The 18215-nt window shown below is 64.7% G+C and carries 16 protein-coding genes; 9 read left to right on the top strand and 7 right to left on the bottom strand.

Translation table 11 applies throughout. The features are described 5' to 3' along the window. The first annotated feature begins 335 nt into the window (after positions 1 to 335). From ACIG5A_RS09850 to ACIG5A_RS09835, 4 genes are all read left to right on the top strand, one after another. A complete protein-coding gene (locus ACIG5A_RS09850) occupies positions 336 to 1172 on the top strand; it encodes a DUF4232 domain-containing protein (RefSeq protein WP_397239772.1) in 837 nt (278 codons plus the stop codon). Positions 1173 to 1678: 506 nt separating this feature from the next. Continuing rightward, positions 1679 to 2500, top strand: coding sequence for a DUF4344 domain-containing metallopeptidase (locus ACIG5A_RS09845; protein ID WP_397239771.1), 822 nt, complete (start codon positions 1679 to 1681; stop codon positions 2498 to 2500). A 64-nt stretch (positions 2501 to 2564) separates the two neighbouring features. Beyond that, entirely contained in the window at positions 2565 to 3221 is a 657-nt protein-coding gene (locus tag ACIG5A_RS09840; RefSeq protein ID WP_397239770.1) for a hypothetical protein, read from the top strand. Between the two features lie 481 nt (positions 3222 to 3702). Then, complete coding sequence (locus ACIG5A_RS09835) at positions 3703 to 4932, top strand: pentapeptide repeat-containing protein (protein ID WP_397239769.1); 1230 nt, start codon at positions 3703 to 3705, stop codon at positions 4930 to 4932. Here the strand turns inward: ACIG5A_RS09835 and ACIG5A_RS09830 are convergent. Continuing rightward, entirely contained in the window at positions 4915 to 5901 is a 987-nt protein-coding gene (locus tag ACIG5A_RS09830; RefSeq protein ID WP_397239768.1) for a DUF4436 family protein, read from the bottom strand. The genes ACIG5A_RS09835 and ACIG5A_RS09830 overlap by 18 nt on opposite strands. An 87-nt stretch (positions 5902 to 5988) precedes the next feature. Between ACIG5A_RS09830 and ACIG5A_RS09825 the strand changes: the two genes are divergently transcribed. The 3 genes from ACIG5A_RS09825 (at position 5989) to ACIG5A_RS09815 (ending at position 8106) form a co-directional block, all read left to right on the top strand. After that, complete coding sequence (locus ACIG5A_RS09825) at positions 5989 to 6570, top strand: TIGR00645 family protein (protein ID WP_397239767.1); 582 nt, start codon at positions 5989 to 5991, stop codon at positions 6568 to 6570. An 809-nt stretch (positions 6571 to 7379) separates the two neighbouring features. Continuing rightward, complete coding sequence (locus tag ACIG5A_RS09820) at positions 7380 to 7649, top strand: type II toxin-antitoxin system Phd/YefM family antitoxin (protein WP_397239766.1); 270 nt, start codon at positions 7380 to 7382, stop codon at positions 7647 to 7649. Continuing rightward, positions 7639 to 8106, top strand: coding sequence for a type II toxin-antitoxin system VapC family toxin (locus tag ACIG5A_RS09815; protein WP_397239765.1), 468 nt, complete (start codon positions 7639 to 7641; stop codon positions 8104 to 8106). Before ACIG5A_RS09820 ends, ACIG5A_RS09815 begins: the two co-directional genes overlap by 11 nt. Positions 8107 to 8514: 408 nt before the next feature. Here ACIG5A_RS09815 and ACIG5A_RS09810 read toward each other — a convergent pair whose 3' ends face one another. Beyond that, entirely contained in the window at positions 8515 to 9450 is a 936-nt protein-coding gene (locus tag ACIG5A_RS09810) for an ankyrin repeat domain-containing protein (RefSeq protein ID WP_397239764.1), read from the bottom strand. A gap of 206 nt (positions 9451 to 9656) precedes the next feature. Further along, on the bottom strand, positions 9657 to 10604 hold the full coding sequence (locus tag ACIG5A_RS09805) for an NAD-dependent epimerase/dehydratase family protein (protein WP_397239763.1): 948 nt from the start codon (positions 10602 to 10604) through the stop codon (positions 9657 to 9659). A gap of 456 nt (positions 10605 to 11060) precedes the next feature. Between ACIG5A_RS09805 and ACIG5A_RS09800 the strand changes: the two genes are divergently transcribed. Both ACIG5A_RS09800 and ACIG5A_RS09795 read left to right on the top strand, forming a co-directional pair. Then, entirely contained in the window at positions 11061 to 11750 is a 690-nt protein-coding gene (locus ACIG5A_RS09800; protein WP_397240584.1) for a hypothetical protein, read from the top strand. Positions 11751 to 11874: 124 nt separating this feature from the next. Continuing rightward, the gene (locus ACIG5A_RS09795; protein ID WP_397239762.1) at positions 11875 to 15684 is read left to right on the top strand and encodes a hypothetical protein; all 3810 of its coding nucleotides are present in this window, start codon (positions 11875 to 11877) and stop codon (positions 15682 to 15684) included. Here ACIG5A_RS09795 and ACIG5A_RS09790 read toward each other — a convergent pair. The 4 genes from ACIG5A_RS09790 to ACIG5A_RS09775 form a co-directional block, all read right to left on the bottom strand. Further along, positions 15654 to 16463: a helix-turn-helix domain-containing protein gene (locus tag ACIG5A_RS09790; RefSeq protein WP_397239761.1), complete on the bottom strand. Its 810-nt coding sequence runs from the start codon at positions 16461 to 16463 to the stop codon at positions 15654 to 15656. The two genes, ACIG5A_RS09795 and ACIG5A_RS09790, sit on opposite strands and share 31 nt — an antisense overlap. A 264-nt stretch (positions 16464 to 16727) precedes the next feature. Further along, positions 16728 to 17312: a hypothetical protein gene (locus ACIG5A_RS09785; protein WP_397239760.1), complete on the bottom strand. Its 585-nt coding sequence runs from the start codon at positions 17310 to 17312 to the stop codon at positions 16728 to 16730. Beyond that, positions 17302 to 17592: a hypothetical protein gene (locus ACIG5A_RS09780; RefSeq protein WP_397239759.1), complete on the bottom strand. Its 291-nt coding sequence runs from the start codon at positions 17590 to 17592 to the stop codon at positions 17302 to 17304. Before ACIG5A_RS09780 ends, ACIG5A_RS09785 begins: the two co-directional genes overlap by 11 nt. 85 nt (positions 17593 to 17677) lie before the next feature. Further along, complete coding sequence (locus ACIG5A_RS09775) at positions 17678 to 18193, bottom strand: hypothetical protein (RefSeq protein WP_397239758.1); 516 nt, start codon at positions 18191 to 18193, stop codon at positions 17678 to 17680. Between the last annotated feature and the right edge of the window lie 22 nt (positions 18194 to 18215).

Below are 18215 nucleotides of genomic sequence, written 5' to 3'. Positions count from 1 at the left end.
TCACCGTCGATGGCCACCCCGCACACGGCGGCGATCAGCGGAAACAGCACTCCGAGGACGATCGCCAGCCCGGCATACACCACCGCGAACCTGTCGATCGAAGCGCCGTCGACGTTGGCGGCGGGTGCACCAGCACCGACATCGCACAGTCGGGAAGACCGCCTCCACCACCGACGCGGTGATCTGAGACGCCCGACCCTCGGCGGATCCCCGTGCTCCAGGCCATCATTTTTCCGTGATCTCCAATATATTGGATTCTGAGTACTGGTGACCTAGAGTGGGCGAGTCACCAGCGCTTGTCAAGTGCTGCGGTACCGAATGCCACGGAGAGTGTTATGAGCAGCCACGCCCGGATCGAGCGCGAGTCGATCGAAGGGCCGACAGTCCCGGCCGACGCCTACTACGGCGTCCACGACCGGAACGTCGGAGATATCGCCGTCGATCACCAACTGCTCACCCATACTCAGGTCGAGGAGCTCCACTCCCCTCGCAAACTCCCGCGACTACCCGCCACCACGGCCGTTGCGTTCTCTATGCGCCCAAGGGAGATATTGCGCAGCAGCATGGGTTGCCGGGCTCTGCGAATGTCATCAGATGCGGTGATGCCGCACCGCGATTTCTATATTGGTCTCATTCCGAGCAAACCAACCAGTCGGTTGACGCATCAATCATGGTTTTCTAATAGTGCGAAAAATACCGTTCTCGCCATGTTCAAGAATCTCACCTTCACGCTGGCGGCCGCTGTTCTTTCCATACAGTTGGCGGCGCCGCAAGCGTCCGCCGAAACCACGGGGTTGACACCCTGCAGGGATCAGGACATCATGGTCGTCGCGAAACAGTTGAACCACTATCAAGCACTGGTCCTGACCTTCTCTTTGATTTCCGATCAACCCGCGTGCACGTTGACCGGATATCCGACTGTCGGAACGCTCGGTGCGCCGAAGTTGCGTGCGAATCCGGTTTCCGGCGAGGCGGTTACGACTGTCCAAGTAGGCGGCGGAGCCCGTGCGCAGGCTATTGTGGAATCGACCACTCGCGACGCGAAGGGTGACCAGTGCCGGGTTTATCGGACGCTAGAGGTCACTCCACCACAGGGAGCCTGGGTACTTTCCGTCCCGGCCCCGATCGTGGCCTGCAGCCTCGAGGTGCATCCGATAACCGCGGCCCAATAAATCGAAGAGCGTCCGGACAATTCCGCTGAGGCCGCACTACCCAATCCAACGCGCGAACTATCTGCGCCAACCCATGATCAAATAATGATAGCCATCGATTGCCAGTCCCCCGATATACCGGTTACGGTTGGTCTCGGTTGGCCGCCGAATCAGCTTGCGATGTGAGGTAACCCCCTCCCCGGACTCGCAAGATGTGGCTAACCCTTATAGGAGGGCTCCCAGGACTCTCCCCTCATCGAGCCCTGGGAGCTTTCTCCCTCCATTCCCGGAAAGCAAGCCTCATCGGCGATCGGAGCCCACTATCGAAAAGTAAACCCTCATCGCACGAGCATGTTCGCATGCAAGAAGAAACACAGCATAGACGCGATCAAGACTACTTAAAACACATTCACCGACACGTACAATCCACACGTACTGGGGGGCGAGTTTCATCTGTGACGAGACAAAGATACCGCTCATCTCAACGTCAGCACGGTCGGGCACCTGAAGCATGGGAGGAATCCAGGGTGCGTAAAACAATCACTGTCGTCGTAGCGGTAGCATGTGCCGCTCTACTACTCACCGGATGCGGCAAAACAAAAGCAGCCAAGGACGCCGCACCACCCGCGGCGAACAGCAACAAGATTACTGTCCGCTACGAAAACCCGACCAAACCCGAACATCAGAAATATCTCAACGAATTGAAGGCCAAAAGCCTCATCGACCGCGAAACGGAGTACGTGAATCGAGAATTAGTCTTTCCGATCAATATTTCCTTCGTCACGAAGGAATGCGGGGTAGCCAACGCGTACTGGGATGGCAAGAGTGAGATGTCGCTGTGCTACGAGCTGCTGGCCAAATCGGAGCAGGACTACAAGAAGTGGTTCCCGAACGACGGCGCGGACAAGCTCGAGACGTATCTCGAGTCGCTGGTATTGGATGCGTATTATCACGAATTAGCGCACGCCCTACATCAACTCTACGATCTTCCGGTCGCAGGTAACGCCGAAGATGCAGCAGATCGCCTGTCCGCTTACATGTTGACCGAGCTCGAACCAGACGGCGTACTCCTCGCCAACGTGGCATTGCACTATCATATCGAGGCCTCGCACGATACCGACATAAAACAGATCGCCTGGTACGACGAGCACCCCGTGAACGCGCAACGCGCCCTGAATTACACATGCTGGGTGTATGGCGCTAACCCCGCCAAGCATGCGGCGGCGCTGGTCGGCGACCAACCGGGCCAGTTACCGCAGGCGCGGGCAGAGAAATGCGAGTTCGAAGCCGCCACCAACGCCGCCTCCTGGGGCAAGCTGCTGCAACCACATCTGAGGGTCCAGAAGTAAGTAAACAGCACAAATAAGAGAACACCCCTAGAATCCGCCCGCTACCACTTCTAGGGGTGTTCTCATGTCCATCACCGAGGGATCAACGGTCACACCCGTGAACGATCCGATCCCTGCGTCGCGCAGTTGGCGGAGTTCCATCGCGAAGCGGGACTTCACCTGGGTCACCGACCATATCGACATTCGCTGTCCGCTCGGAACCGAGAAATCCTGCACCGTGAAGCTCATCCAGCCGAGGCAGCTGCCGAACAGTCCGACCGGCGCCGAAAATCCGGAACGGCACTGTTCTGAATGGGCAGCCGGGCCCCAGCCGCAGCCGTGCATAAGCAGATACTCGACGGGGTCGCGGTTATTCAACCCTGATTCTCCGATTATCAGTTCTATGACGGCCATTTATCGTCGCGACCCTATGGTTTTACATGTGACGAATACACAACAGCAGGACCACCCGAAGACCACCACCATTCTGGTACTCGGCATTCTGAGCATTGTTCTACTGCCTATCTTTGGACCGTTCGCCTGGGTAATGGGCAAGGGTGCGCTGAAGGAAATCGATGCTTCGGGGGGTCGTATCGGCGGCCGGACCAACGTACAGATCGGCTACATCCTGGGCATCATCGCGACCATATTGTTCGTGATCGTTGTCGTCGGGGCCATCGCTTACTCGCTGGTCGAAGGGCCGAGCGAAGCCGCAGCTCTGATGGAAGCCTTCGTCCTGTGAGGCACGGTACGCCAGTGTTCGGCGATGATACGTATCCGACGGGGAGAGATCGAGTTCGGGGAAGATATTGCCGATGTGCTTGTTCGCAGCACGATCGGCAGGCGGCCAGCGACTCGGCAATGGCATTATTGGACAATCCCGGCGCCACCGTCGGCCACCCGATCCAACGCGTCGAAGAACTCACCGAGATCGGCCGCGCGATCCTCGAGTAGATAACCGACCCGCCCGCACCGACCTCCGAAGCTCGTGGCGTAGCGGGTTCCAATCCATTGGGAAAGACCAGGACACCGGTCATCGGATGTTGGCGCCGTGCATGTCGCGGTGCGAATGGTGGGTGTATGCGACGACCGGTGTCACTGTGGGAAAGAATCATCGGGTGATCGCGTCGATACGCATCACGGGTGCACGAATTCGGGAGAGGTCCGGGGTGTTGGCGCGGTGGTTGAGCAGAATACGGTTGTCCACGGCCGTAGGTTTGGCGGTGCCGATCGCAGGGGCCGTTGTCACGGTCGCCGCGTGGATCTTGTTCAGCACCTTTCACCCCAAAACCGGAGAGACCTCGGTTGAGGCGGCAAGGCTGGCGTTCACCGTGGCTGGTGGCGTCGGCGGTGTAGTGGCTCTGGTCGTTGTATACCGGCGTCAGCGCAATCTCGAACAAGGCCGGTTCGTGGAACGCTTCGCCGCGGCCGCCGCCCAGATCGGCGCTGCCGACGCTGCAGTGCGGATCGCCGGGGTGTACGCCATGGCCGGTCTCGCCGATGTATCGTCGGCACCGCGTCGCCAGCAATCTATCGACATACTGTGCGGCTACCTCCGAAGACCTCACGGCCCCGACCATGGTGACAACGGGCGAACGAGCCTCGTCATCACCACCCCGCGAGGCAACGGGTACGAGGACATCGGGAAAGCGGAAGAGCAATTCGACAACCGGCAGAGCGACCGAGAAGTCCGAGCGACGATCACCAGTGTTATCGCCGCACACGTCCGTCCCGAAGCTGAACACAGTTGGTCCCGCAACACCTTCGATCTCCGCGATGCCCACCTCGTGGACGTCAACTTCAACGGCGCGAAATTCCTCGGCCACGCCGGCTTCGCGGGAGCGAAATTCTCCGGCGAGGCCGAGTTCGAGGACGCGACGTTCTTCTGCCACACGGAGTTCGACGGCGCCACATTCTGTTGCGATGCCCGATTCGCAGGAGCGATATTCGTCGGCCGCGTCGGGTTCGAGGACGCGACGTTCACCGGTGATGCGCGGTTCACGAGGGCGATGTTCGTCGACAAAGCCCTCTTTGATGGAGTGAAGTTCTGCGGCGAAGCCAGGTTCGAGGACACGACGTTCGCTGACGACGTCACATTCCGCGACGCGGCGTTTGCTGAAGACGGCTGGTTCCCATTCGCCACGTTTTCCGGCGACGCCAGTTTCGAGCGGGCCGCGTTCGCGGGAGGTACCTTCGCCGGAGCGGACTTCGGAACGGGCGCAGTGACGTTCGCCGAGCCTCTTCGCTGGGACCGGGCGCCGGTCTTCGACTGGGACGCAGACCTGTCGATCAAGCCCGGGAACGTCGAGCCCACGGATTGGCCCCCGAACCAAGCATCTCCGGAGCTGCGCCGAGGCCATAACCGTGACCACGCTGCATCACAGGCTGACGGGGCGGCAGGCAAGCCGCCACCCCGACGGCTATCGCATCAACATTTATGGCCGCGGCGCTGACGCTACGGGCTGGCGTGATTCGACTCCAACGACTGCGCTAACCGGCTCTTGCGGGGTCTCGGCGCCGCTTTGCCTTTCGGCTCGTTCCTTCGCGATCTCGACCCGGTAGCCGATCACGACCGAGGCAACCAGCGCGAACGAGATGATGCCTTCCGCGAGAAAGAATGCACTGAAGTCGATGATGGAGCCGATCGGCGGCCCACCCGACACCGCGTTGCGCAGCGGCACCAGCGCGAACAACAGGGCACCCATCATCGAACAGGCCGGAAACAGCAGTCCGCGGCGACCGTTGAGCACATAGAAGCACGCGATCGCGGCAGCCAGTGCCAGACCGAGCATCAGCAGCATGACGAAAAGCGCGAACACCAGCGACGGGGTGGAGCGTCGCGCGTCCATCGACAGATCGATACTGTGCGGAGCCTCGTCGCTCCCCGCCCGCAGCCTCTCATCGATAGCGAAGAAGGTATCGCCGCTGGTAACGCTCGCGGACAACGGGATCGAGGCGTCACCGCTGGACATACCGAAGGAGAGCACCGCCTTATAGCGGTCGAACGGGTAGTCGGTGAACATGCCGGTCATCGGCACCTTGACCTCGACCGCTGAAATCGGCTCGCCCGCTTTGAATTTGATCGGCTCGGCCTTCAAACCCGAAGCGTAGAGCACAGTATCGGACTTGAAGGCCCCGGACTCGTCCGCGAATCTCCCCTGCGGCATTGCCGCCAGCTCCACGGTGGCTGTCTGAATACTCGGATCCAGCTTGCCGATCCAGACATTGAGATCGACCCGGTCCACGGTATCGAGGGCGCCGAATGCATGCACAGTCTCCGACCGCGTTCGTCCAAGCGCGTACATCGACAGGCTCGCCGCGAGCAGCACGATCAGCCCTACAACCGACAGCGCGCACCACAGCGCACCGCCGCGGCGACTCTTCCTTGTCCCTTTTTCCTGCACATACTGAACGGTATCCAAGGGGGGTAAGGATCTCGTCATCGTCCGATAATCGATGGCAACCGCACTGGCCCACGACACCAAACCCGGCAGTATGGTCGGCAAATCATGGATTTACGCACACGCTCTCAGGAATTACCCGCCACCGAACTACAAAGACAACGGCTCGGCTACCTGATGTTTTCCAGCCGTTGGCTTCAATTACCACTCTACGTCGGACTCGTTGTCGCCCAAGCGATCTACGTGTTGCAGTTTCTGCGCGAGCTGTGGCATCTGGTACTCGGAGTATTCGGTGAAGGCGGCATGACCGAGTCCACCATCATGCTCTCGGTCCTCGGCCTGATCGACGTCGTCATGATCTCCAACCTGTTGATCATGGTGATTGTCGGCGGCTACGAAACCTTCGTGTCCAGGCTGCGGATCGATGACCACCCGGACCACCCGGAGTGGCTGGCCCACGTCAACGCCAACGTGCTGAAGGTGAAACTGGCGATGTCCATTATCGGCATCTCGTCGATCCACCTGCTCAAGACGTTCATCGGCATCAGTCAGGACCCCGATCCCACCGCGCACGGGGGAACCTACCTGTGGCCGATCGCGATGCACCTGACCTTCGTGCTGTCGGCGGTGCTCCTCGCTGTGATCGACCGGATCATGACGGCCCCGCCGTCGGCATCGGTCCCGCACTGAGAGGGCTGACCGAGCACGGCCGGTTGCTAGGTGAATCAACCAGTCCCCGTATACATTTCATGCCAGGGTCTGTTGCCCGGCCCACCTCACACCACCAAGCCATCCCCTCACCACAACTGGCCGAGATCTGCCACGTCGCCTCCCTCACCGGTAACGACCGCGAACTCGACACCCTGCTCCCGCGACTACACATCGAAACCGCATGCCGACGCGGCGGCGCACTGAACCTGCGCCCCTGCGACCTCGACCCGCACAACTGCCTGATCCTGCTGCGTGAGAAGAACGGCATCGACCGCTGGCAACCCATCTCACCCACCCTCATGAACCATCTGCTGCACCACGCAGAACAACGCCACAGCCCGCCCGACGGTCAACTTCTGCGCTACCGCAACGGCAAACCCATCACTCGCCGTCGATACGACCAACTCTGGCCCCGCCTCGGCACCCATCTACCCTGGGTCGCAACCCGACACCTCACCACCCGCTGGCTACGACACACCACACTCTCGCCCGACACGGGCGACCGGCACCATCTTCGTTACAGTCGAATCTGCCGCCATAGCAACACATTCGGAGAAGTCGCAGCAAACCGAGCGACTACACCGCGTCCAGTGACAAATCTGGCCAGAACAAAATCCATTACGCACAGGTCAAGCGCGGTACGACTGCCAGTCGCTCCAATAGATACGCCCGAGGCCGACAACGCTTACCCTGCGTGCACGAATCAGCTCGCAGCCTGCAGAGATGGGGGCGAGCCCGATTGCGGCGTACCGTGGCACCAGGTAGCACACCAGCCTAGAATGTGGGCTATGTCCGCACAGCCCGAGATCACCCAGCGTGACCTGCGCAATCGATCCAAGGAGATCATGGATGCGGTCCAGCAGGGGAAGTCCTTCACCGTCACCCGCGATGGACACCAGATCGGTGAGCTGATCCCGCTACGCCGACGCCGGCGATTCGTCTCTCGCGCCGAGTTCACGGCGATGTCCCGCAGCGCTCCGGACATCTCGATCGATGCCTTCCGCGCCGACCAGGACGCCACCACCGATCACAACGCGGATGACCCGTATGCCCGCTGACTACGCACAGGGCCTGCTCGACACCAACATCATGATCCTGCGCCGCTGGATCGACCCGGAGGAACTGCCCGAGGCGATGGCGATCAGCGCGATTACCCTGGCCGAACTGTCGGCCGGGCCACATGAAGTACGCCGCAACGACGAACAGGACTCCTACGACGAGCACGTCGAGCGCGCCCGCCGCCTGGACGTGCTGCAGCGCGCCGAAAACGAATTCGATCCGATCCCCTTCGACACCGAGGCCGCCCGCATCTACGGCCGGGTATGCGCCAGCGTGATCAGTGCCGGACGCAAACCCCGCCGCCGGATCGCCGACCTGATGATCGCCGCCATCGCTGTCGCAGAACAACTCCCCTTGTTCACCACGAACCCCGACGACTTCCACGGATTGGAGCAACTGCTCACCGTGGTACCCGTCACCCGCCCGGTGGTGCCGAGCACCCTCCCACACCACTAGAGCACAGCACTCACCCGAGAACCCCGCCACTCCTCATCAATCAACACGATTCCGGTCGCCCGACACGGCGACCGACACCATCCGCACCAGCAATCGAATCTGGCACCCCCAACAACGCGTTTCAACAACACGAAGAAGTCCGCGGCAAGCCGACCGACAACCCTCTCTCGCACAGATTCGTGGCGTATATGTCACGTTCGGGTGTTCGAGGCGTAGAGGCGCCTCGCAGCACGCAGTCCTGTCATCGACGCCATCTGTGCGTGTGCGAGTGCCTCCTCGCCCGCGGCCGCAGCGCACGTGAGACAGGCGAGATGTTTGCTGGGCCGAGCCGGCAACCTGCTCGGTGCGTGATACGGGAACAGCCTGTCGCGCAAGCCCTGTCCGGGCCGTCAGCCGAAGGGGCCGGTGTCAGTAGTCGACGTCGGGTAGACGGAGCCACATATCCGGCGGTCCGACGAAGGCGCGCGCGTCGCCGGGACGCAACCCCGCCCACGCGCAGCAGTACGCGATCGTGTTGTGCCGATACAGGTACGAGGTGAGGACGTCCTCGGCATCGCCCTCGAACGGGTCCATGGCGATGCCGAGGTCGGAACCCGTGAGGGCACCGTCGAGACTGGTGCTGCCCTGGTCACCGCCCTTGGGGTTGGCGTACATCCCGTAGCACTTCGTGCCAGGAGAAAGGCGGGTCGAGATGCCGGGCATCGAGGCGATGTAGCTCCAGGGCTGGGCGATCACACAGCCGCCTGGCACGTCGGTCGCCCACATCGTCAACTCGGTGTTGGACGACATGGGCCAGGTCGCCATGTCGTCCGGGGTCACCGAGTCCGCTGGGACGACCTCGGCATCCAAGCGGCGGACGGCCTCGGCGACGTCGATGCCCGCGACGCACACGAGGCTCATCCCCTCGTACTGGAGTCTGCCCAGTGCCGCGGTCAGGTGGTGCGCTTCCTCGACCACAGCTTGTTCCGAGGCCGACAACGCGCCGGCGATCAACGGATGCGGACCGGCCAAGCTCAGCCTTCCCGGCGACCAGCCCGCCATCATCGGTCGCGACGGATCAGCACCTGCGGCCAGTAGGGCGCGGGCATTGTCGGGGCGGTTGTTGTACACCGCACGCCACAATGCGGTGCGGCCCAACGCCATCGCGTCGACATCACGCACCCGCGCCGCCAATTCCGCCACCACTTCCGTCGATCCCCACCCGGCAGCCATGTCCAACGGTCGCGTCAGGTCATACAGGACGACATCGGGGTCGGCACCCGCGTCCAGACACGCTCGCACCCGCTCCAGATCGCCCCATGACCGCAACACGTCGGCCCAACCACCATGATCACCGCCACGCATGACCACAGCATGCCACCTCGAACCTATGTTCGACAATCCGTCGCTCCAGCGCGTCGATTGCCGCGGCCGAGCAACTGCTCGCCCAACGCGATCTCTACCCGACGCTCGCCGAGCAGCGGTACATGATCGATAGCAACTGGGACGTCACTTCGCCAAGGGCTCGACTACATCCTCGACGGCATCGAAGCCCTCGCGACGGTTGCCGGCTACTCGGCGACCGCATCGGGACGGCCGAGGCCTTCCCGATACGACGGGATCGCGGGTCGCCAGCCGAGGTCTTCTCGCGCTGACGAGTTGGCTACCCGCATCGACATATCGAGCATCTGCGTGGCCGCGAACGGTGCGCCCGATCTGATGAGCCACGAGGGCAATCGCACCGGACGCCGGGCGCCGGCGGCAGCCGCCATCGCCGCCAACATCACATCCCAGGCCACCGGTTCGTCGTCGACGATGTTGTAGGCGCGTCCGGGGCGGCCGTGTTCGATCGCCGCGACCGTCGCGCGAACCGCGTCATCGAGATGCACCCACCCGACCTGGCCTGTCCCCTCACGGGGCAGCGGCAGCATCATCCGGCGAAGCATCGCGATGAACACAGCGGAGGCTTCGGCCCCGTAGAAGATGCCGTACCGCAACGCGATCGCGTCCAGATCCGGTGCGGCAAAAGCCAATTCCTCGGCCTGCTTGATCGCCGAGATCGACGGGTCCGATGGATGACCGCGCAGCACACCGAATGGCCGGTCCTCGGTGATCGGAGCCGTCCCATGGTTGATGAGGCCATATCCGAGTATCAGCGATTGCGTCACGAAACGCTTGGCACCGACCCGCGCGGCAAGGTCGAGCAGATGTGTGGTGCCGGTCGTCCGAAGCAGGTTGGTGCGGCGAACACCCGCACCCCGATATCGGGTCGGCGGAGCATTCCGATATCCGGTCAGCTCATGTACCACGACCTCCGCGCGCATCCCGCCGACCGCACCCAGCAGCGCCTCCCTGTCGAGGACGTCCACGACCACCACCTGCGTCGCGCCCGCGGACCGCGCGGCCTCGCCACCGCGACGGCTGTGCACCAGACCGATCACCTCGTGACCTGCCTCCCGCACGGCCGAGACCAATGGACGACCGATGACCCCGCTCGCCCCCGCAACCACAACCCGCATCGGCCCCACCTTCCAGATCACCCGGTATCCGGCCGATTCGAGCCTAACGACGATCACGAAACCGCAGACACGCTTTTCATCGCGCTGGCCGGGACCGGCCACGACATGACAAATCCACACCGCACACCTTGCCGGAGACCGAGCCGGCCGGATTCGTGCCGGATCTTCCGGACGGCCTCGAGATCAGTCTTCAGGAGGGGTAAGTCTCTGTCCGGAACAGCGCCGAAACATCTGATCGAGCAAACTCGGTACTGCGTGTGCCGGCCTCGGATGAGGTGAAAGTGGCGCTCCCGCAGTCGAATAGCTCCGGCCAGCAGAGTGGGGCGCGATACGGCACCTGGTTCGAAGTCTGAGGTTTGCTCGGCGCGCTCGAACAACCCGGGGACAGGATCTACAGTTTGGCCGTCCCGAAGCTCGACCGGAGTAGATCTGATGGAGGGCAGGCACGTGAACGTCATGAGACTTGTGCTCGGTTCGGCTTTGGTGGTCGGCGTGATCAGCGCGGGCACGGCGCACGCCGCCGAGCCTGCGGACGCGGCTATCGGCTTCACGGCGCGCGCTACCGATAGCCGGTCGATCATCACCATCGATTCCGGTGCGCTGGTGATCGAGGATGACGCGCTGAAGATCGAGGCGGCGGATGGCACCGTTGTCGCGGGCACGCCGCTGCGGTTCCGGGTCGACGATTTCGAGTTCCCGATCGCCGCGGCGGTCTCCGGCCGGACCGCGACCCTGACGCCGCAGCTGGATATGGCGCAGGCCGAGTATCGCCCGGTCAGCATGCCGTACGAGGACACCGCGCCGTGGAAGACCGAGTTCGACCGGGAACAGGCCGCGTGGAACCGGATGACAAGCACCATCGGAATGGGTGCGACCGTCGGCGCGCTGGTCGGCGGGATCGGCGGCGGCGCGGTCGGCTGCGTACTCGGCGGTGTCGCGTCGGCGACGGTGGTCGCGGGCACCGTCGCGGGCTTGTTCGGCCCGTTCCTACCGGCGGCCGTGGTGGGCTGCCTCGTCGGCGCCGCCGCCCTCGGCGCGCTCGGCACCCTCGCGGGTCAGATCTTCATCACCGCCCCGGTCGCCATCGGCGCCGCGATCCAGTACTTCAGCACCATCAACGCACCATTCCACCCGCCCGCCAAGTAGGAATCGTCCGCGAGCTTCGGAAATGCCGGAGATTTGCTGAACCGCGCCAAGTGTTACGTTCAGCCCTGGTTCGCCTAACGAGAGTTGCAGTGACAATCTGTCGTCGAGTGGTCCGGGAGTGTGCGTGGCAGTAGCGGGTGCGCGTCAGCGATTTGCCGAGCGGTTGACCGCGCTGTTCGAGATCGCCGGTTCGCCGCCGGTCAAATCGGTTGCGCGGCGGGCGAATACGCGCACATCACCGGGGACCGGCCCGGTGACCATCCAGCGGATCAGCGATTGGCGCCGTGGCAGTCGCCTACCCGGTGCGTTCGAGTATGTGCTGCCGACCCTCGCCGTCCTGATCGACGATGCGAGGAAGCGGCCGCAGCCCGAGCACATCGACCGAACCCTGTTCGATCTGCGGCGCTGGCAGGCCGACTGGCAGCAGGCGAAGAACGATCAGGCCAAGCGGGCCGACACCGTCCGGGAACCGGATCATCCACCGTACCGGGGACTTTCACCGTATCGCGCCGAGGACTCCGACCTCTTTTTCGGACGCGACAGCGCCCGCGAAGCGATCGTGGACGCCATCACCGCGGTGGAGGAGGACGGTGAACCGCAGCGGCTGGTGCTGGTGATCGGCGTCTCGGGCGCGGGCAAGTCCTCGCTGCTCGCCGCGGGGTTGCAGGCGAATCCCGAGGCGCACACGCCGGTGCTGATGACTCCGGGAAATGACCCGGTCACCGCGCTGGGCACCGCGGTGGGCAAGGTCGGCGCGGACGGCGATGCGCTCCTGCTGATCGACCAGGGCGAGGAGTTGTTCACCCGGTGCGCGGAGCCCGCTCGCCAGGCCTTCCTCGCGGAGCTTCGACGCGTCACCGCACCGGACGCCGAGCGCGCGATCACCGCCGTGATGGCGATCCGCTCCGACTTCTTCAACGATGTCATCCAGTACCCGCTCCTGGCCGAGGCGATGCGGCAGGCGTCGGTGATCGTCGGTGCGATGACCGAGGCGGAGCTGCGCGACGCGATCGTCCGTCCCGCACAGGCCTGCGGCCTGAAAGTGGAGCCCGCGCTTGTCGACATCGTGCTGCGCGACCTCGACGCCGCGACTTCCGGCGACGGTAAAGCCGCGCTGCTGCCGCTGCTGTCCCATGTGCTCGACGCGACCTGGTCGCGCCGACGCGGTCGCACGCTGACGCTGGAGGCGTATCGCAAGGCGGGTGAGATGGCGGGTTCCGTCGCGGCGACGGCCGAACACGCCTGGTCCGAGCTCACGTCCGTGGAGCAGGGTTTCGCGCGCGCGGTGCTGATGACACTGATCATCATCGGTCCGCGCTCGGTGACCCGAAATCGCCTGTCGCACCGGCTCGTCATCGACGAATCCACCGATCCCGCCATGACGGAGCAGGTGATCGCCCGCCTCGTCGACGCGCGAATCGTGCTGGTGCACGACGGCGACATCGAGCTGCTGCACGACTCCGTGCCCCGCGTGTGGCCGCGCATGGCCGAATGGGTCGAGGAGGAAAAGGAATTCGGGCCCGCGCGGCACCGCATCGAAGAGGATGCGCGCGTCTGGCTCGGCCAGGGCAAACCGGATGATCTGCTGTACGACGCCAAACGCCTCGAAGCCGTCGAGGTGGTGACCGGCAACGGCGGTTCGGTCAACAGGACGGCCAGGGACTTCGTCGCGCGATCGCAGCGCCGCGAAGGCGTATTGTCTTCGCGGCGAAGGACTTTGCGTATATCGGCGATTCTGCTCACGGTCGTCGCGCTGCTCGCGGCCACCGTGGCGATCTCGCAGTATCGCCTGATCTCCCATGAGCGCACCGACGCCGAGGTCGCCGCCCTGATCAACGAATCACGCCGGATAGCGAGTTTCGATCCGACCGAGTCGGCGCGAATGGCCTTGGCGGCCTATCGAATTCGACCGAACGATCCGGAAGCACAGGCCCGCCTGCTCGCCACCCAGGCCTACCCCGTCATCGATGACTCCGCCCAGCGGCACGCGGGGCGGATCAACGGCTTCGCCTACTACCCGGCCAAGCGGCTGCTGGCCAGCGCGGGCGACGACGCACAGGTCCGTCTCTGGTCGATCAGCGGCGAAGACCGGACCTCCGCGCTCGGCGACGGCCTCGCGGGACATCGACGCGCGGTGACCTCGGTCGCCTTCGGGCCGGACGGCGGACTGCTCGTCAGCGCGGGATACGACGGAACGGTTCGGCTCTGGGACATTCGGGATCCGGCCCGGCCGCGAGCGCTCGGCCTGCTCGACATCGGGACACCGGCAATGGCGGTCGCGTTCGCGGCCAGCGGTCGCCTGCTCGCCGTCGCGGGCGAGAACGGTGAACTGTCGCTGGTGGATGTCGGCGATCCCGCGGCACCGAGGCTGCGGGAGAAGGTGTCCGCGCACGCCGACGCGATCCGCAGCCTGGCGACCAGCGCCGACGGCACGTTGCTCGCCAGTGGCAGCGACGACCGCACCGTCCGGGTCTGGGATTTCACCGATCCCGAGCGGTTGCATCCGATCGGTGCGCCGTTGACCACGGCGAACAGCGCGGTGCGCGCGGTCGCGTTCGGCGAGGGCGACCGGCTCGCGATCGGCGCGGAGAACGGGTCGGTGCGCCTGTGGTCACTGGCCGATCGCGCGGCTCCGCGCGAATTCGGCACTCCCCGAACCATGCACACCGCCGCCGTCGACGCACTGCTGTTCGGCCCACTCGGCCTGATGGCTTCGGGCGGCGCCGACGGGACCGTACTGCTGTGGCAGCTGACCCCCACGGGTTTCACACCGATCGGCCGCCCGATCGGCGGCAATCGTGGCGCGATATCGAGCCTGGGCGTGACAGCGAATGTGCGGCTCATCTCCGCGGGTGGTGACGGCAGGATCCACATCTGGACCCGGCCACCCGCGGATATTCCGGTGACCACCGAGGCGCCGTTCACCTCGGTGGAGCTCGACGACGCGGGGTCACGCTTGGTCAGCGCGGGCAGTGACGGATATTTCCGGGTGTGGCTCGTCGAGCAGGACCGGGTCACGCCGGCCGGCGACGCACAGGCCGTGACATCGCCGTATCACGGTGTGCGAGTGGAGATTCGGCCGGACGGCACAGCACTCGCGGCCACCGATACCGAGGGCGGCAGCCTGCAACTCTGGGATCTCGCCGACCCCAACCGACCGGTCCCCTTCGGCACTCCGCTCCTGACCCGGACCAAGTACTTCACCGCCACCGGGTTCACGCCGGACGGGAAGATACTCGTCACCGGTGACGACGACTATTCGATACGCCTGTGGGATGTCGGCGACCCGGCAGCGCCACGGCCACTCGGCACCGCGTCCGCGCAGACGCAGCGCTCGTTCCGGGCGCTCGCGGTATCGCGCGACGGCAAGACCGTCGCCACCGGCTCCGGCGATGCCGCGATCTATCTCTGGGATATCGCCGATCGCGATCGGCCGGCGCTGCGTGCCCGGTTGACCGGTCACGAAGGCCCGATCACCACACTCGTTTTCGCGAACGACGGCAGGCGCCTGTTCAGCGGCGGCGACGACGGTACCCTCCGAACCTGGAACCTGCGCAAGCAAGGCGACTGGACCAACGAAGCGACCGTGCGCACCGCGTCGATCACCGATCTGTCGCTCGACCACACCGGCCGCCGCCTCGCCACGGCGGCTGTCGACCAGTCGGTCCGGCTGTGGGATGTCGGCGATCCGGCGCGGCCAACGCCCCTCGGCCGTTCGATCTCCTCGGATGTCGGCGGACGGTGGTTCGTGCACTTCGACAGGACCGACGACAAACGACTGTTCGGGGTCACCGATCTGGCGTCCGAACGATGGATCACCGATCCGGCGGCCGTGGCGGATCAGTTGTGCGGCACCGCCCAGGTCGGTTCGGAGCGGCCCGGTTCGACCGATCCGACAGTGTCCTACGCCGATGTCGACCTGTGCCCGCGCTGATCCGCGCGAACGATCGCCGCGGACACGATGAGGCGCTGCGCTTGCATGCCGTATACCGCCTGGTCGCCCAGCAGCTGAAACATGTACTCGTACTGCGCGATTTCGTCGGGACGGTTGATCGACAGGCGCGCCGTGATCGTCTCCACCCGCACCAGCCTCCGGTTGAAGATGACGAAGTTGTTCGCGCTGCAGCGCAATCCCGCGGTGCGCGGAATGATGCCGAGCATCAGCCGTTGCACGGACATCAGGTCGATCAGCCTGCGCAGCTGAGCGAGCATCAGATCGTCGGTTCCGACACTGGTGTACAGGGCTTGCTCGGCGATGAGGAACCGGAATCGGCGCACACCGTAGCGCAGGTTCTGCTGATGGTTGACGCGCGCCGCGACGGCAGCGCGCACATCGCCGTATCTGCTCGGCGTGCCGGGATCCTCGGTCAACGCGACGGTCGCGTAGGCGGGGGTCTGGAGTAGGCACGGGATCAAATCCGGTGCGTAGCAACGAATCAGGCTCGCGTTCGATTCGACGTCATCCAGGTGCCTGCTCCGGCGCGCCGAGTTCATCCGCCGCCATTGCATGCGTGCCGCAGTCAGACGGCGCAGCGTGGCGATCAGGTCCGTCGCGGCGAACTCGGCGCCGCAGTGTTCGCACCAGCGCCGAATATCGTCCTCGGTGGGGTCCTGCCTGCCGTGCTCGATCTTGCTGATCTTGCTGATCTGCCAACCACAGACGGCGGCGAGCGCGGTCGCGCTGAACCCGGCGGCACATCGCATCTCCCGCAACCGGCCACTCAGTGTTCGACTGCACTCCTCGACCTCGGTCACCGGAGACCAGCACCGGTGGCCGGGCGCGGTGGCACGGCAAGGAACCTGCCGAGAACCCAGGCGACGATGCGCACGATCGGGCGCCTTCGCGGCGGTGGTGCGATCGGCCCGCGGCGTGATCTGATCACCGGTGGCGAATCCATACCGCGCGGCGCGTGGTACTCCAACATTGCTGAGCTCCCTCTCTTTTCGGCAGCAGGACCTGGGGATCGCGGCGCGTGACTATCTCGGGGTTCTGCTGGGTGTAATGGTCGGCGGTTCCACCGTGGACGCGGAGAAATATGTGGAGCAGGCCAAGGACAGCCGCTCGATCGAGGTGTTGAATGCCGTTACCGAACTCTGCAGCGGCGGGGTCTGATCACCGTTCCCCCTGCCACTGGCCAGCGTGCCGCGCACCTCTGTCAGCAGGTCGCGTAGACCGGCGCCCGCGGTGGACGCGCTGCGGAATTCGACCTGTATCGGTGACGCCGTCATGCCGGTTGCCGCGGCGCCGAGCGTTCCACTGATTCGGTCGGCGGCCTCACGACCGCCGTCGAGCTGCGCGAGCACGTCGTCGAGATCGTTGCGTTCGGCGGCCGGGCCGACCGCGGTCAGGCTGTCGCTGAGCCGTTGCAACACCGGCTGCAGACTGCTGGTGGCTTTCGCGCCCGCCGTGCAGTCCGCGGCATCGACATCGCGCGTAGCGGCCGTGCGGGCGCCACCGCCGGTCGAATCGCAACCGGCGACCACTACGAGCCCCGTCAACGCGAGCAGGGCGAACAGGAACCGCTTCGCCCGAAACCGCCTGCGGCTGAACTCAAAAGGCATTTCGGAGCACCGTGAGCACCGCGCTCTGCACCAGCGGAAGCAAGCCCAGATTGCACGCGACCACGAAACTCACCCCCGTGCACAAGGCCGGATGCCGATTCCACCAGCCGATGGGGCCTTTGCGTACCGCCCGGTTGTGCTCGACCGCGGCCTGCCGCCGCGCGACATCCTCCTGGTAATACCCGAAACTCACCGGAGCGGAGCGCAATGCCGCCATATCGGCGAACGGCGCCGCCGGGTCCGCGACCGGGAACTGACCGGCCTGGTTGATGCTGCTCATTGTCGAAAGTCCTTAGCTCGTGCGGAATTCGGCCACCGCGGGGCGGCCCGCTCGCTGCGTGCGAGCCGCCCCGCGGTCGGATCGATCAGGCCTGCAGGCTCTCCTGCCACGGTCGCATCAGCTCGTCGTACACCTGCTGGGTGAACTCACCCCGGCCGATCAGATCGCCGAGCACGGCGGCCGTAACCGACTGTGCGACAACGGTTACCGCACCGATCGAGCCGAGCGACTGGAGAATGCCGCCGAAGTCGCCCGCGCCTGCGCCCGGCGAAAGCGCCTGGCCCGCTACCGAAGTGGCGATCTGCGCATTACGTGAGCGACCGAATTCCTTGGCCACCTTGGTGGCGATCTGCAATGGTTGCGCCTGGCCCTGCTGGCCGAGCCCCTGCCCGAGGCCGGACAGCAGACCGGACAGGCCGCCCGCGGCCGAGGCCGCGTTCTGCAGATTCTGCAGGTTGGACTCGGCGGCCTTGGCCGCGGCGGCATTGAGCCGCTCGCGCTCCTCGGCCGTCAGCTGCGCCGCGCGCTCGACGATCGCGACGACGTCCGCCCAATTCGGGCCGTAGATGTATTCCAGGTGCAGTGTGGCTTGCTCGTTCATGGTCGATTCCTTCGTGTTTCGG

Source organism: Nocardia sp. NPDC052566, from assembly GCF_044547285.1.
GTDB lineage: Bacteria > Actinomycetota > Actinomycetes > Mycobacteriales > Mycobacteriaceae > Nocardia.
Note: the sequence above shows the minus strand (reverse complement) of the source record. Positions and strands in the feature narration are given on the sequence as shown.